Origin of the sequence: Paenibacillus agaridevorans, from assembly GCF_018604145.1 — a bacterium.
Lineage (GTDB): Bacteria > Bacillota > Bacilli > Paenibacillales > Paenibacillaceae > Pristimantibacillus > Pristimantibacillus agaridevorans.
In genome coordinates this window covers 131,826-147,500 of the sequence record NZ_CP075889.1, presented here as the reverse complement: position 1 = coordinate 147,500, position 15,675 = coordinate 131,826, and the positions used below count along the sequence as shown (strand labels likewise).

The window sequence follows — 15,675 nt, the reverse complement described above, 5'->3', positions numbered from 1 at the left end:
ATCTTGACGAACAGCTCTGACTAACAAGCGCGCGCCGCCCACTCGAATATGCTTTGCGTATTCCGTCTGCGCTTCTTCGCTGAGCACGGCCAATACAAGCGCATCCAGCCCATCCATTAGCGGATTATAGAGGTAAGGGTTCTCGATGACGGCTAGGGATAGCAGTCCGGGGCGTTCCCGAAAGATGTCTAAGAATTGAGTTCTGATATGCTCCACTGGGCTCCTCCGTATAGCTTATCGCCTTCTATTAGGCTATAATAATAATCTACAGATTTATTTCTTTTCGACAACAACCTTGCGGTTTCCTGCTTTTACACGAAGCTTTCCAGTCTCAATTTCTTAAGCCAATAGTAATAGGAAGGGTTTGAACCATGAACAGAATTTTTTTCAAATCGGCCAAAATCAATGAATTCCGCCTCTGGGGACTCGTATTCACGCTCGTCGGCATGGGCATCATGATCCTTGGAACGGCCGGAATCGTATTGTGGGGGCAAGCCGGCAAGATCGTTGCAGGCATCTTTATGATCTTCGGCATGATCTCGCTGTTGATCAGCGTTGCCGTCTACTTCTGGGCCGGCATGATGTCGACGAGCGCTACTATGCTGGAGTGTCCGGAATGCGGACGCCAGACCAAGATGTTAGGCAAGACGGACCGTTGCATGTTCTGCAGAACGATGCTGACGCTTGATCCAAATCAAGCCAGAGATTCTGCAAACGAGGTCAATGCATAACTTCGTACGAAAAATGAGTTGTAGCGTCCCGAGACAGACAGGGACATACATCACAAAAAAACCTCCATGTTCAGCGGTGATTAAGCCGCTTCGAAATGGAGGTTTTTTTGGGGCAAAAATAGTGATGATAACATGAATTAGAGCCTTCTGCTAGTCATGCAAGGCTTCGTCGATCGTTTGCCAGATGGATGGCGTCTGGAAAGTCCTTTGCCAAGTCGCGACCCCTGCAAGATTATATTTGTGCACGAGCTCAACTCTTGCCTTCATGGACATATCGTCTTCGATCCAAATCCGCTGCTTGATGCCATTTTCGTCGTATTCCACGTAATTCTGTCCCGACGCCGTATCTAACACGGGCTTTAGCCCCTTCTCTTGAATAATCGTCTTCACTCGCTCCATGCCCACGGCCTTGGACGAAACTTTAAGTTTGCCGTCCTCGCCCGTCTCCTCGCTCCAAATTCTCGTATAGAGCGGCATGCTGAGAATCAGCTTGCCCGGGGGCACTTTATCCTCTTCCAGTATGCGGGCGATGGATTGCTCCGTCCATGGAAGCGATGCAACAGAGCCGGACTTCGGACTCGACGCCCAATGCTCGTCGTAGGCCATCACCATCATGTAATCTACCGTCCGGCCAAGCGCTTCGCGATCCAGGAAGACCGACCACATCTCGCTGTTCGACTTGGGAGTGACGTCGATCGATACGACCAAGTCCGCTTCGTGCAGCAGTGGAGTCAGCTCCTTCATAAACTGAACGAGATTTTCCTTATCCTTTGTATAGACATTCTCGAAGTCGATGTTAAAGCCTTGAAGGTTGTACATCTCCGCAAAAGCGAGCAGTTGCTGAATCATAACAAATCGGGATTCTACCGTCGCCAGCGCCTCCGTCGTCCGATCAGGCTCGAAGCCGTTGCTAAACAACGCCCATACCTGATACCCTCTGTCATGCGCCCATTTTACATAAGCGGAATCCGCTTTGCCTTTAATCGCTCCCGTACCGTCAATCAGCTCGAACCACGTCGGGCTAACCACATTAAGGCCCGGCATCTCGCCGATCTTGGCGGGATCGATACGGCGCTCATAAACCGCTTCCCAGGTCAGATTGATCTTTCGGCCGTCCAGCTTCCACGGCACGAACGGGTCGTCTCGTTCTACTTCGGTTACCGTCTCGGAGCCTGCAGGCGTCGCATCCTTCTCTCTGATGTAGCCGATATGACCATCGCCGCTCTGTACGAGCAGCCAGCCTTCATTCTCCTCCCAGACGCGAAGCTTCTCTCCTTGAGGCAATTTAAGCAAGTAAGGCTCGCGAATAGATGGTCCCGTGCGAACCGCCGCCCCCTTCTCGGGCTTTGCTTCTACCAGCGGCACCGTTTCTCCTTCCGTAAGAAGCGTGACGATGCCGCTCTCCGCATCATAATCCACTCGGAGTCCATACAGCTCCTTCAAAGGCGCAGACGGAATGTACACCGTTTCATTCGTTACTTCCGCCGCTATTGTCAGCTTGTAAGGCTGTCTGTTCAGGATGCCGGTCAGCGTATCCGTCTTGAGCCGAAGCACCTTGTCCGCGCTCGTCAGCACAATCGTCCCCGTCGAGCTTTCGTAATGAAGAGGCTTGTCCTGGGCGAAGAGCTCCTCCAATACGGGCAACGGGAGCTTTACCTCGCCGTTCTCGATCAACGCCCCATGCCCCATTTCCTTGCCGCCGATCATGATGGGATTCGTCGATGCGTACGCCGGCGCTTGATATTCCCTGCTTGGTACATACTTCATATATCCGAACCACCCGAAGGTAGCAATAGCTGAAATCATAAATAGGAATACCAGTGTCATGAATCCGACTCTCCGCTTCTTGCGCGGCGAGCGGACGTAATTCGTCTCCAAGCACTCACTCTCCTTATTGTTCGATATTGTACGGATACTGCTGTCACCTCAAATAAAAACGTGCAAGAAGTAGCGTCAGAACGCTGCCCAGCACGTTATAATAGCCGTTATCCAATTCTATAGACGACGAATCCGTCTTAAGTGTTGCAAGTTGCGCACAATCCATATATTTCCATTCGATGTCCGTGAACGGTGAATCCCGTTTCCTTCGAGGCTACCTTCTCGACCTCTAGCAGCGGCGGGTATCCGAAGTCTACGATCTGGCCGCAGCCCTTGCAGATTGCATGATAATGGTCGGACAAGTCAGCGTCGAATCGGCTGGAATCATCTCCGTATGTCAGCTCTCGAACCAGGCCCGCTTCCACAAACAGCCTTAAGTTATTGTAAATCGTCGCAACGCTCATGCTCGGATAAGTCGGCGACAGCGCCTTGTAGATCTCGTCGGCGGTCGGATGTGACTTGGTATCCATCAAATATCCCAGTATGGCGTGTCGCTGCGGGGTCATACGAACGCCATTCATCTTCAGTTGTTCCAGTGCCGAATGAACGTTGGCTGCCATTCCCCTCACGCCTTTCTTTATTGTTAATTAATAATCGTTATAATCTATTGTACGTTCAGTTCAAAGATTTTGTCAATGAAAGCGCCTCTAAATGGACTTTTTGAATTACCTCTCTAAGTCGTGTCCTGACTTTCAATGGTTATGCTGTTAGTTGCATTAATATGAATCCGGTATACGCCCGTCCCTACCGTTCCCCTCACTGTCTTGCGGATCTGCCTGAACGGCATCTCGGCATTGATCTTGCCAAAAGTTACCGAGCCGTAAAGCGAATAGTCGCCCCGTTCCGGCACAACAACCTTAATCTCGCCCACGGAGCTGTCGAGATCCCAATTGCCGCCAACCTGGCTGCTGCTTACGGCAATGCCGCCGTTCATCGTGCTCGCCTTTACCGGTCCATGCGCTTCCGCTATCGTAATGCTGCCGTTCTTGGTCTCGGCTTCCGCATCACCCCAAACTCCTCCCAACGAAATGTTCCCGTTGGATGTAACCGCATATAACGCGCCGCCGGTCGCGTCATTGACGGTGATTTCGCCGTTTTTCAATTCCAGCGTGCTGGAACCGTCCAGCGTATCGACCTCGATGCTCCCGCTGTTACCCGTTACGGCAAGCGGACCGATAATTCGCGCGACCCTGATATTGCCATCTCCGCTCTTCACGGTTAATCCGTCTTCCGCGACCAGATCCGTAACCTCCGTATCGCCATTGATGTTCTCAATCGCAACCCTGATGGCGGAAGGTGCTGCCGGGGGCGGCGACATTTCCCATTCGAAATCGGGTAAAGCAAGCGAAAGCTCATCCCCCGGTAGTGCCGCGAGTTGTTCTTCCAGCGTTTGCACGGTCCCGGAAGAAGCTGTCGGAGTATTGCCTGAATGGCTTTCTGATCCATCGGCTTCAATATCCGTGGACGGGGTCGCTAGTGCTCCTTCCGCGTCCTCTATTTGTCCATCGCCCTCGCTTCCGCCTTGATCATCTTGCTCATCCTGTTGCACACCCGGAGGCGACAGCTTGACGCTAGGTTCGATACGCGGCACCACAACCGTCAGATTCATCTTGGGAACGCGGTTGTTATCGGCTCCATAGCGCTGTCCTTTGGCTTCCAGCACAATCTCGTTGCCAGGTGTCACGTCGACGGTCGACTGCTCGGCAATCCGCTTCGATTCGTTTTCGTCTCCGGCATCGACCCACACGGTGGAGTAGACCTCGATTCCCGCAACGTCATCGGCGCGGAGAGTCACATCGCCGTTAACATTTTTGACCGTAATCGATGACAAATCCTCGTCAACAAGCACCTTCATCACGTTTTTGTCGATGCGGTAGCCCTTCTCATCGCCGTAATCGACCATTCCGTTTAAATCGACATTGAATTGGTCCAGCCAGCGGACAGGGAAGTCCGCATATTGCGTCACCGCGTAAGCCGTCACCGTAACGACAAGCGCCGCGGCGGCGCCGGACAAATCAAATTTCAGCTTGGCGGATTTGGCTCGAAGCACCGTACTGTACAGGATGACCTCAATGCCAAGCAGCAGGAACAGAAGCGGCCACCAGTCGCCAAGAAACGCAATATCGCTTGATCCCCTCGCCTGGTCCCAGAGCAGCAGCCCTCCGACGCTCAGGATCAGAATGGCAGCCGTCAGCCGCCCCAGCTTAAACACGGCGAATCCTCCTCTCCTCGCTGCTGTCCATACGACGACGCAAGCGAGCGTCATGAGCAGCGGACCGACAATCAGCTCCGCCAGCTCGTTCATCCAAGGCAGCAGCATATCCGGCGGCTTGACCATAATCATCATGACGACTCCCGACAGGGCAAGCAAAATGCCGTGCGCCAGACGCACAGGCGTCCGCTCCTCTCGCGGAATCTCCTTAAGTTGAAGAGCCTCGTACACGCTGACGAAATAGAAGACGGGCAGCAGCATGCCCAGATAAACGATTAACAGCAGATGTCTGCCGCCATCGGAATCGGCAAGCCGGAAGATCGCGGTAACATCCAGCAGCAAGCCGGCAAGAAGCAGCAAGCCGCGCGAATATTGTCCATTGTACACATGTCCCATGCCCGGGATCGCGAACGCAAGCAAGACCGCAAGCCACGCCCGTTTTCGTTGCGTTATTCGGAGCTTACCCAACGTATGCCCTCCAATTTATTCAACTCGTCGAGTAACCGAACGGCGGGATCCTTCTTGCGCGAAGGCATCCTGACATGAAGAATCAGCCTCGTGAAGGCTTCGTCTCCGCTCTGCCTTGAAGCAGCTACGGTTTCCATCGACATTTTGCGAATCGTAACCTTGCGTTGGTCCAGCATGTCGTTAATCTTGCTCAGCAAGGGGGACAGATCATGAGCTTCAATCTTGATTATTCTGTCCTTCTTCGCATTCATAAACTTCTTCTCGATCTTGTTAAAACCCCATAACGTTAATAATGCCATAACCGTAACTGTCGCCGATGCAAAGTAGAAGCCCGCTCCGACGGCGAGACCGATAGCCGCAACAACCCATAAGGAAGCCGCCGTAGTCAGTCCCGTAATCGATTTGCCCGTAAATAGAATCGTACCCGCTCCAAGGAAGCCTACCCCGGTAATAACGGCTGCAGCCAGACGCGCAGGGTCTACACGCACATTCGGCTCTTCCACAAAGTCCGCGAATCCATAGATCGATAACAACATCAACAAGCAGGCTCCCAAGCAAACCAGGATATTGGTTCGGAAGCCGGCAGCATGATTGGACGATTCTCGTTCGAAGCCGATCAAACCCCCAAGCACGATCGCGAGCCCAAGTCGGGCGGCAATGTCCAATTCGTTAATGAACCAGGGATCCCTTGCCGCAGCAACAAACATATCCATAAATACCCCGCCTTTTTTTCGAAATCGCCGGATATGTCCGACGTTTATCAGACAATTAATGGCCGGATGCATGAATACCCAAATCGGCGGGATACCAATAACGAACAAAAAGCGCAGTCCATCTCTAGGATGAACCGCGCCTTCGCTCTATATCCCCCGCCGTTCGCGTCCGGGTCTATGTCAGCTAAGCCGATCAAGCAGCATCTTGTTTACGAGTGCCGGATTGGCCTTGCCTTTCGTTTCCTTCATAATCTGTCCGACAAGGAAGCCGATCGCCTTCTCCTTGCCTGCCCGGAAGTCCTCCACGGATTGCGGATTTCTTTCGATCACGGCATCGACGATCGCCAGAATCGCGCCTTCATCGCTAATCTGTACAAGTCCTTGCTCCTCGACGATCCGACCCGGCAGCTTGCCGTTCTCCAGCATCGCCTTGAAGACCGTCTTCGCAATCTTGCCGTTGATCGTGCCTTTCTCCAGAAGTCCGATCATCTCGCCAAGGCCTTGACCTGTCAGCTTTACGTCCGACAGCTCCAGATTATTGGCATTGAGATAACCGAGCAGATCGCCCATGACCCAGTTCGCCACAGCCTTTGCGTCCTTCGTATAGGCAAGACTCTCCTCGAACAAGTCGGCAAGCTTCTTGGATGCCGTAATAACGTCGGCATCATAGGAGGACAAACCGTAATCGGCCTGGTAGCGTGCCTTGCGTGCATCCGGAAGCTCTGGTATGGAGGCGCGTACGTTCTCCTTCCACTCCTCGCTAATATGCAGACGGACAAGATCCGGATCCGGGAAGTAACGGTAATCATGCGCTTCTTCCTTGCCGCGCATCGAGAACGACTTGCCGACAGCATCGTCGTAGCGGCGCGTCTCCTGCACGACTTCGCCCCCGCCATCCAGAATCTCCGCTTGGCGTACCTGCTCGTACTCCAGACCGCGCTGCACGCTGCGGAACGAGTTCATGTTCTTGAGCTCGGCGCGCGTGCCGAATTTCTCTTGTCCGTATGGACGCAAGCTGATGTTGGCGTCGCAGCGCAAGCTGCCCTCTTCCATCTTGACGTCGGATACGTCGCAATACAGCATGATCGCGCGCAGCTTCTCCAGATACGCCTTGGCTTCCTCCGGCGTGCGAATATCCGGCTCGGAGACAATCTCGACAAGCGGCGTGCCTACGCGGTTAAAGTCGACTAGCGACGCGTAGCCTCCGTCCACATGCGTCAGCTTGCCCGCGTCTTCTTCCAGATGAAGACGGGTAATGCCGATGCGTTTCGTCTCCCCGTTCACCTCGATATCGATCCAGCCGTGCTCGCCGATCGGCTGATCGTATTGCGAGATTTGGTACGCTTTGGGCGAATCCGGGTAGAAGTAGTTTTTGCGGTCGAATTTGCTAATATCCGCGACCGTGCAGTTTAGCGCCATCGCCGCTTTCATCGCGTACTCTACGGCCTGCTTGTTCAGGACCGGCAAGACGCCGGGATGTCCGAGACAGACCGGACACGTATGGGTATTGGGCGGCGCGCCGAAGGCGGTCGAGCAGCCGCAGAAGATCTTGCTGTTCGTATGGAGCTCGACGTGCACTTCCAGCCCGACGACCGTCTCGTATTTGTTCGATACTGACATTCTTATCGTTCCCTTCCGTTCGAATTACAGCTGCGGACGCAGCTTATGATAGTCCGTGTGCGCTTCGAACGCATGAGCGGCGCGCAGCACCGTCGATTCGTCGAACGCCTTGCCGATGATTTGCAGTCCGATCGGCAAGCCGTCGGCTTGTCCGCACGGCACGCTGATGGCCGGAACGCCCGCCAGGCTGACCGGAATGGTGCAGATGTCGTTCAAATACATCGTGAGCGGATCTCCGACCTGCTCGCCGATGCGGAATGCCGGCGTCGGCGCCGTTGGACCGATAATGAGATCATATTGCTGGAACGCCTTGTCGAAGTCGCCTTTAATCAGCGTGCGAACCTTCTGCGCCTTCAAGTAATAGGCATCGTAATAACCGGAGCTGAGCGCGTACGTGCCCAACATGATCCGGCGCTTCACTTCCGGTCCGAAGCCTTGGCTTCGAGATTTGCGGTAAAGGTCGATCAGATTGTCCGGATTGTCCGCGCGCACGCCGTAACGCACGCCGTCGAAGCGCGCCAGGTTGGACGATGCCTCCGAGGATGCGAGCAAATAGTACGCTGCAATCGCATATTCCGTATGCGGCAGCGAGATCTCTTCCCATGTCGCGCCAAGCGACTCATATACGCGAAGAGCGTCCATAACCGCTTCCTTAACGCGCGGATCGATTCCCGCACCGAGATATTCCTTTGGAACGCCGATGCGGAGTCCCTTGACGTCGCCGGTCAGCGCGGCCGTATAATCCGGGATGTCCACCTTCGCGGACGTCGAGTCGCTGGCGTCGTAGCCGGCGATCGCTTGAAGCACGTAAGCCGAATCCTCCACGTTTTTCGTCAGCGGGCCGATCTGGTCGAGCGAGCTGGCGAACGCCACAAGGCCGAAGCGCGATACCAAGCCGTACGTCGGCTTCAAGCCTACGATGCCGCAATAGGCAGCTGGCTGGCGGATGGAGCCGCCAGTGTCGGAGCCCAGCGAAAAGTAGACTTGTCCGGCCGCTACAGATGCCGCAGAGCCGCCGCTGGAGCCGCCCGGCACGTAATCGGTATTCCAGGGATTGCGAGTCGGATGGAAGCTGGAATTTTCATTGGAGCCGCCCATCGCGAATTCATCCATGTTTAGCTTGCCAATTGTAACGGCGTCGGCCGCGTTTAGCTTGCCAGCAGCCGTTGAGTTGTAGATCGGCTTGTAATTGCTCAGGAATTGGCTTGCGCAAGTCGTGGTCAAGCCTTCCGTTACGATATTGTCCTTAATGCCGGCGGGCAGGCCGAACAGCAGGCCGCGTTCGCCGCCGGCTTGCAGCGTCTTGTCCAGTTCGGCGGCTTGCGTGCGGGCGCCGTCCTCGTTTAATGATAGAAAAGCCCCGATCGCGGAATCCGTCTTCGCGATCCGGTCGAACGAGCTATCCACGAGCTCCGCCACGGAAAGCTCCTTGCCCTTTAACTTGTTATGTACGTCCTGCAGGCGCAGATCAAACAATGCCAACAGTAGCTCCTCCCTTCAAATCCTAGCAAATTATGATTCAAGCACCGCAGGCACTTTGATTTGTCCGTCTTCTTCGTCCGGCGCGTTAAGCAGCACCTTCTCGATCGGCAGCGACTCCTTGCGCACGTCGACCCTCATGACGTTCGTGATCGGCAGCACGTGGCTGGTCGGCTCGATCTCGTCCGTATTCAGCTCGTTCAGCTTCTCCGCGTATTTCAAAATGGCGTTCAACTGGTCGGTAAATTGCGCCTTCTCGGCATCCGACAATTCCAGCCGCGCCAGATTAGCGACATGCTCGACATCCTTCAGCGTAATGCTCATCGGTAACTCTCCTTCTCTGCGTCAGTCATACCCATCATTATAGCCTACATTCGGCGCGTACATCAATTAGTAAGAAGCAACGAATCGCATGGGCCGAACAATTTCCCGCAGGGCAGCAAAAAGAAGCGGACACCAAAGTCCGCTCCTTTGAATTGCCTATTAGATCCAGGCCTTGAGGTTTACCTGGCGAATAAAGTCTTCCCGACTCAGCGGCTCCTTCGCCGCTACTTCATCCTCTTGCTCTCCGTCGCCCTTCATGATCCGATAGAACAGCTCTTCGTTATGCGTCGCAAGCGCGTAATCGATCAGCGCCTCCCGTTCGATCCGCTCCGCCTCTAATTGAAACAGCACTTCCTCCAGCTCGACGTCCTCGTCGGGCAGCAAGAAATTGCGATTCGATGCCGGAACTCTGACTACGTAATCGAACACGTTGTCGGCATTGCGGTCATAGGCAATAATATATCCATGCTCCCCAACGGGAAGATTCTGTTCGTATTGATCCGATATAATGATGACTTTGGAGCCCAGCTGCAACATCCAATCTCCCCCAATCGCCCTTGTCGTTGTAGTCTCTCTTTCCATTTCTATTATCCTACTAAAAAACGACATCGCTGTCCAATAGCAGGCGGAAGAGGATTTGACTTGCCAGAGTCTCATAGAGCGATAGTTGACGAGATGCTGCCCGCCTGGCGGATTATTCGGCTTCTTTGCCCAGCTCCAACAAAGCTTGAGGCAGTTGGAACGCCTTATTATTTAAGAACAATCGGGTTAGTTCCTCCGTATCGTCAGCCTGATTCTCCTTGATGACGGAGATTTCCCTATGCAGCCGCTCCATCTGCTGATCCAGACGATTAGCGGAATCCGAAGCTTCCTTAAGCTCCTGGATCAGCCTGGCCGGCACGGATTGATTGTATTTGTAAAAGATTTTATGCTCCAGACTTGCCCAGAAGTCCATCGCGATCGTGCGAATCTGGATCTCGACGCAGACGCTTTCGCTTCCGTCCGACATGTTGACCGGCACCTCCGCGAGCAAATGCAGGCTTCGATAGCCGTTCGGCTTGGGATGTTCGATATAGTCCTTCACTTCGAAGATATGAAGATTAAACTGATTTTGCAGCATATCACGGATCCGGTAAATATCCGAAATAAAGGAGCAAGTAATTCGCAGGCCTGCTATATCCTTGATCTCCCGTTTAATATCCTCCAGAGAGAACGCGATGCCCTTGCGGCCGATCTTGTTCATAATGCTTTCCAGCGACTTGACTCTCGACTTCGTATGTTCGATTGGATTATAGTCGTGCAGGAACTGAAATTCTTCCTTCACGATCTCGATCTTTGTCTCCAGCTCGTTGAGCGCAAATTGGTACATCATCATAAACCGCGTAACTTCGGTCTTCAGCTTCTTGAATTGCTCGATCTGGTAATTCGTCATGCTCATCTCTTCCATTCTCCTTCGTTCAAGACGCGGAGCGCGCCCTTGATGCTCGAATAAATCCATCATATTATGAACGAAGGCACCATTGCAAACAAGGTGAAACGACTGTCGCCGTCCTTTGGCTGCGCTGCTCGGTTCATTCCGGGAAATATAGGGAAAGTATTGCGAAGAATGCTTCCCTATATTTTAAAAGGGCTCGGCAAAAAGGCTTCTGCCCGCGAAGGTAGAAGCCTCTTTGCTTGTTTATCAAACGTTGACGTATGCGCCCTTGCTGTCCGCGGATCGAATCTCCGCTTCTACGATTTCGAGCGACTGGACGGCGCTCTCCGGCGAACAAACCGTAACCGGCTCTCCCGCCGCCACCGATTCGACGAAATACTTGATCTCGCGATAGTAGCCCATATCCGGGGATAGTTCTGCAACAAACCCTTCGCTATCATGCGGATTCACCTTGAGCACATTATTCTCGAATACGAGATTGCCGCGCTCAAAGTTCACCCGGAATGTCATCGAGAAGCCGAAGTCGCCGCCCAGCGTCCAGTCGGCCTGCGCGTTCAGCACCTTGCCGTCAGGATAGACATAGTTGGTCGATACGACGTCGTAGGCGCTGCCCGGCACTACGTTGCGCGCGATGGAAGAGACGCTCTCCGGCTTGCCGAACAGCCAGTTGATGACATCCGTATCGTGAATATGCATATCCACCATGCAGCCGCCGCTCAGTTCCCCGTTAAGGAACCACGGCTGAGGCAAGCCGCCTCCGCGGAAGAAACTCCCCGACGTTACGTCGCCGTAGCGTCCGTCCTCTACGCAAGCCTTTAAATATTCGTAAGCTGGCCAGAAGCGCAAGCATTGTCCGATCATCAGCGTATTGCCCGTGCGCTTAGCCGCTTCCGCCATGCGCCAGCCCTGCTCGGAGGTGCGGGCTACCGGCTTCTCGCACAATACATGAATGCCGCGCTCCAGCATGGAGCATGTCAAGTCCGCATGCAACGGCGTAGGCAGCGTAATGTCGACGATGTCCAGCTCCTCTTCCGACAGCATGGCCTCTATGGAATCGTACAGCTTGTACGGGGTCAGATCGTATACGGATTGCTCGGTAGCGATATTGCCCCAAGCGGCACCGTCCTTCAACTCCTCGATAAGCTTGTCGCAGATCGCCACAAGTTTAATGTCCGCCCCTTCCTGCATCAATCGTACATAGTTATCGAAGTGCATCCTTCCCATAAATCCGAAACCGATTAATCCGATTTTTAGCATAGATGTCCTCTCCCTTATCGCGTAATCCGCCCTTAGCGGTCCGTTCTGCCCAGTATGGCGTCCATAGCGCCCGAAGTGTTGTAGATGATCTGCTCGGCGTGATGGGTGTACGGAGGAATCATCTCCGCCGTCACGTAATTGTCATAGCCGATTTCCTTCAGCGCCGATACGACCGCAGGGTAATCCACGTCGCCCGCCAGCAAGTCGACGAAGCCGTGCAGTCCTCCCGCTTGACGGCGGTAATCCTTGAAGTGAACCTTTTTAATGCGGTCGCCGAGAATGCGGATCCAATGCTCCGGGTACCCGCTGTGCACGACATTGCCTACGTCGAAGTAAGAGCCCACATAACGGGAGCCATGCGCATCTATAAATGTTCTCAGCTCCAGCGGCGACAACAGGAACTTGTTCCATACGTTTTCGATCGCGATGGACACGCCAGCGCTTTCCGCATGCGGCACGAGACTGCCGATCGCTTCGAGCGCGCGGTCGTATGCTTTATCGTAAGGCACGACCTCTGCTCCCGGAATAAAATCCACGCCTACGGCGCCGGGGATGACCAAAATCGCGTCGACGCCTAGCGCGGCCGCGACCTCCAGCTGCTTCTTGCAGACGTCGACCGCCTTTGAGCGCATGCCGCTATCCTCGCTGGTCATGGCGTACGACCAGTAGAGACCGGTAGCAAGACCGGCAATCTCCAACCCCGCATCCTCCAGACGGCTGCGAACGGCGAGAATCTCCTTGTCGCCGGCATCCAGCCCCAGCTCGCCCGACTCGTTAAGGGACAGCTCGATGCCGTCAAAGCCCGCTTTTTTCGCAAGCGCGATAGCATCCGCAATAGAAGTCCCTTCCTTGAACGACCAAATATTAATTCCTTTTTTCATCGTCATTCCTCCTCGATAGTTGGATTGTCGCCTTGATCCAGAAACCGCAGCATCCCGAACCGCGCGGGCAGATGGAAATTGACCGCTCCCGTCGGACTCCATGCCTGGAATTGCCGAACGCCCTTCTCGTCCTGATCGATCCGGTAGGCGTTCATTCGCCACCATGCGCCAGGCGCCGGTTTCCTTGCGAAGCCCGCGGTCGGAATCGCAAGTTGATAGATGAGCTCGTTGCGGTGCCTGACAACTTCCGTCCGCAGTCCTTCCATATTCCATTCCACGTCAATACGGGCAATCCCGCCCTGGCCGTCGTTCCACACTCTTGCGTCGAATACCACATTATGCGGACTGAGTTCCAGTTCAACGTAAGGACCAGTCTCCTGATGCCCTTCTTCAATAAACAATTCCACAACGTCCTCCTCGTACAGAGGTTCGTCGCGCTGCGTGAAGCGCGAGACGATATGATGGTCCGTGCACCTGATCCGAAACCAGACATAATCCGGGCTCCAGCAGGCTTTGAACTCCGTAGGCTCTGTGACGGCGCCGCCGTCTACCGTTTCGGATAACGGCGCGGCTTCGCAACCGCTCCAATCAATCTGCCGCTCCTCTCCGACACTTGAGGTCCCTCTTCCGGAGACCCACTGCACCGGCATGCATAAGTACTGTTTCAGATCCATGTCCCGAGACATCGACGATCTCGCTCCTTTATCCATTTCCGTTTCGTTGCGATATCTCATTTTTTCTGTGATAATGCTTATATCATAAAAGATTTATGCGTGACTTTCTTTAGCAATACAAGCGAATATTTGCATGATTCCGTTATGTAATTTCTGTAACTTCTCTACAAAGAGGTGAAGCCGCTGTGACGATCCATAAAACGGTATTTCCCTTGCAGCGGACCGCTCCGTTTCGGGAGTGGTCCCCCGTCATTCATTATGCGAAGTCTCAAAGACTGGAACAGGGGAAGCTTGCGCCAAGGCGCATCTATAATTTCGAATTGTTATACGTCAGCCAGGGAGAAGCCGCCACGATCATGAACGGCCGGCGGTACGAGCTGTCAGCCGGGCACCTGATCTTCCTCCCGTCGGGCGTGCTGCATCAGAACGAAGTGGTATCGCCCGGCGGCACGCGTTTCCTCGGCATCCACTTCGACTTCTTCGGGGAGCTCGATATCCATACGGAGTACGATATGATCGTGGGCGATGCCGCTCCAGATCTTGTTCGATTCGCTACGGAGGCCGTCCCCGATGTGTTTCCGCCGCTGTCCCAGCAAGTGGTCTATACGCCAACTCTCGCATGCGTCACGTTAATGGAGCAGCTCGTGAACGAATTTACGATGCGTCCGCTTGGCTACGAGCTTGCATGCAAGGCGCTGATGCTGAACATTCTTGCTCATCTGCTGCGGCTCCCGCACTCCCGGTCGCACGCGTTCTCCTCGCAGCACGCTATCCGCTTGCAAGAGCTCGCAGAAGAGATCGAACGGCACCCTTCCGCCGCCTGGACCAACGCTATGATCGCCGAACGGCTCGATCTAAGTCTCGATCATGCGGCCAAGCTGTTCCGGGAGCTTGTAGGACGCCCGCCCGGCGAATATGTTGCTTCCATACGCCATCGCGAAGCGCGGAAGCTGCTGCGGGAGACCGACATGTCGATCGAAGAGATCGGCGACGCCGTCGGATATTCCGGCATCCATTATTTCAGCCGGCAATTCCGCAAGCACGAGGGCGTGTCGGCGTCCGAATACCGGAAGCTGTCGCAAGTCCTCTAGCCTTCTCAGCCATGCACCATGTACTGGGCGAAAACATACACTAACCTGGGCATTATGACACTTAAGTATCATGGAAGGAATGGATAGCCGATGGAAGCAACAAGCATGGATTACGCTGCGCCGAACACTCAATTCACATACGATTTGAGGAACAATGTATTCTTTAAGAAAGACGACCATAACTTCATTCTTTCGTTATCCGTCAAGCAGTTGAATACGCTGGGCAATTCCTCGCTGCTGGACATCTATCTGGACAAGGATAATTATGTGGAGCCGCATTATCACCAAAACGCGTCGGAGCTAGTGTACTGCATTGCCGGTTCCGCCGTCGTCTCGCTGATTAACCCTTTTACGAACGAGCTGCTTCACTTCCCCATCGGACCGGGGCAAGTCGCCAACGTGCCGCAAGGCTGGTGGCACTACGAGGTGGCGACTCAGGATAACACGCATCTCCTGGCCATCTTCGATGCTCCGGTACCGGAAGCGATCTTCGGCTCGGACATCCTGCGTCTTACGCCGGCTTCCGTACTTGCCGCCAATTATTGCCTCAATGAGGACATGGTAAAGGAGACGCTGGCTCCGATCGAATCCACCGTCGTCATCGGTCCTCCCGCCGGCTGCCAATCGTCCAATGGACCGGCTGCCATACTTGACGGCCAACAGCAAGGCGCCAGCTTGATGCCGGGGCAAACGCAGCAAAGCCACGGTTCGTATGCTTACCCGCTGCGGCCCATCGAGTCCGCCTACTCCCCCTACCCTCCTCCCTTTCATCCCGTTCCCTTTCTCTATAGATATTGGGATTAGGAAACAACAACACGATTGGCTGTCATGGGGCTGCTTCGAAAGGTCTTGACGGACCTTGCGCGGAGCAGCTTTGCCTCATTTATACGGAATGAAAGCAAGTGCTCCCTC

Annotated in this window: 16 protein-coding genes (1 of these 16 cut by a window edge); 3 read left to right on the top strand and 13 right to left on the bottom strand. The window is 54.2% G+C overall.

All coding sequences use genetic code 11. The features are described from left to right. Positions 1 to 216, bottom strand: the 5' end (the start) of a protein-coding gene (locus tag KJW29_RS00550) for a nucleotidyltransferase-like protein (RefSeq protein WP_214628353.1). It extends 663 nt beyond the left edge of the window; 216 of the gene's 879 nt are visible here — the first part of the coding sequence; its start codon is at positions 214 to 216; the stop codon falls past the left edge of the window. A gap of 164 nt (positions 217 to 380) precedes the next feature. On the opposite strand from KJW29_RS00550, the gene KJW29_RS00545 reads away from it, so the two are divergent. After that, positions 381 to 731, top strand: coding sequence for a YgzB family protein (locus tag KJW29_RS00545; protein WP_214630930.1), 351 nt, complete (start codon positions 381 to 383; stop codon positions 729 to 731). A 150-nt stretch (positions 732 to 881) separates the two neighbouring features. On the opposite strand, the gene KJW29_RS00540 is transcribed toward KJW29_RS00545, so the two are convergent. From KJW29_RS00540 to KJW29_RS00485, 12 genes are all read right to left on the bottom strand, one after another. Further along, positions 882 to 2,609 (bottom strand): glycosyl hydrolase family 18 protein, encoded by a 1,728-nt coding sequence (locus KJW29_RS00540; RefSeq protein ID WP_214628352.1) that lies wholly within the window; start codon positions 2,607 to 2,609, stop codon positions 882 to 884. 137 nt (positions 2,610 to 2,746) lie between these two features. After that, a complete protein-coding gene (locus KJW29_RS00535) occupies positions 2,747 to 3,169 on the bottom strand; it encodes a Fur family transcriptional regulator (protein ID WP_087566330.1) in 423 nt (140 codons plus the stop codon). Positions 3,170 to 3,282: 113 nt separating this feature from the next. Beyond that, positions 3,283 to 5,289, bottom strand: a complete 2,007-nt coding sequence (locus KJW29_RS00530) for a DUF4097 family beta strand repeat-containing protein (RefSeq protein WP_214628351.1) — start codon at positions 5,287 to 5,289, stop codon at positions 3,283 to 3,285. Then, positions 5,271 to 5,996 carry an MgtC/SapB family protein gene (locus tag KJW29_RS00525; RefSeq protein WP_214630929.1) on the bottom strand — a complete coding sequence of 242 codons (726 nt, stop codon included), beginning with the start codon at positions 5,994 to 5,996 and terminating at the stop codon, positions 5,271 to 5,273. The genes KJW29_RS00530 and KJW29_RS00525 overlap by 19 nt, the downstream gene beginning before the upstream one ends. A 186-nt stretch (positions 5,997 to 6,182) precedes the next feature. Continuing rightward, positions 6,183 to 7,622 (bottom strand): Asp-tRNA(Asn)/Glu-tRNA(Gln) amidotransferase subunit GatB, encoded by a 1,440-nt coding sequence (gene gatB / locus KJW29_RS00520; RefSeq protein WP_214628350.1) that lies wholly within the window; start codon positions 7,620 to 7,622, stop codon positions 6,183 to 6,185. Positions 7,623 to 7,646: 24 nt separating this feature from the next. Next, the gene (gene gatA / locus KJW29_RS00515; protein ID WP_214628349.1) at positions 7,647 to 9,104 is read right to left on the bottom strand and encodes an Asp-tRNA(Asn)/Glu-tRNA(Gln) amidotransferase subunit GatA; all 1,458 of its coding nucleotides are present in this window, start codon (positions 9,102 to 9,104) and stop codon (positions 7,647 to 7,649) included. Positions 9,105 to 9,134: 30 nt separating this feature from the next. Further along, the gene (gene gatC, locus KJW29_RS00510; protein ID WP_214628348.1) at positions 9,135 to 9,425 is read right to left on the bottom strand and encodes an Asp-tRNA(Asn)/Glu-tRNA(Gln) amidotransferase subunit GatC; all 291 of its coding nucleotides are present in this window, start codon (positions 9,423 to 9,425) and stop codon (positions 9,135 to 9,137) included. A gap of 159 nt (positions 9,426 to 9,584) precedes the next feature. Beyond that, complete coding sequence (locus tag KJW29_RS00505; protein ID WP_108995907.1) at positions 9,585 to 9,962, bottom strand: ATPase; 378 nt, start codon at positions 9,960 to 9,962, stop codon at positions 9,585 to 9,587. Between the two features lie 157 nt (positions 9,963 to 10,119). Further along, entirely contained in the window at positions 10,120 to 10,857 is a 738-nt protein-coding gene (locus KJW29_RS00500; protein WP_087566335.1) for a GTP pyrophosphokinase, read from the bottom strand. Positions 10,858 to 11,106: 249 nt separating this feature from the next. Beyond that, on the bottom strand, positions 11,107 to 12,117 hold the full coding sequence (locus tag KJW29_RS00495; protein WP_214628347.1) for a Gfo/Idh/MocA family protein: 1,011 nt from the start codon (positions 12,115 to 12,117) through the stop codon (positions 11,107 to 11,109). A 32-nt stretch (positions 12,118 to 12,149) separates the two neighbouring features. Continuing rightward, a complete protein-coding gene (locus tag KJW29_RS00490; protein ID WP_087566323.1) occupies positions 12,150 to 12,998 on the bottom strand; it encodes a sugar phosphate isomerase/epimerase family protein in 849 nt (282 codons plus the stop codon). 2 nt (positions 12,999 to 13,000) lie between these two features. Beyond that, positions 13,001 to 13,684, bottom strand: a complete 684-nt coding sequence (locus KJW29_RS00485; protein WP_246608526.1) for a carbohydrate-binding family 9-like protein — start codon at positions 13,682 to 13,684, stop codon at positions 13,001 to 13,003. A 173-nt stretch (positions 13,685 to 13,857) separates the two neighbouring features. Here KJW29_RS00485 and KJW29_RS00480 point away from each other — a divergent pair, with 173 nt between their 5' ends. Further along, entirely contained in the window at positions 13,858 to 14,763 is a 906-nt protein-coding gene (locus KJW29_RS00480) for a helix-turn-helix transcriptional regulator (protein ID WP_214628346.1), read from the top strand. A 90-nt stretch (positions 14,764 to 14,853) separates the two neighbouring features. Beyond that, positions 14,854 to 15,567 (top strand): cupin domain-containing protein, encoded by a 714-nt coding sequence (locus KJW29_RS00475; protein WP_214628345.1) that lies wholly within the window; start codon positions 14,854 to 14,856, stop codon positions 15,565 to 15,567. Positions 15,568 to 15,675: the final 108 nt, after the last annotated feature.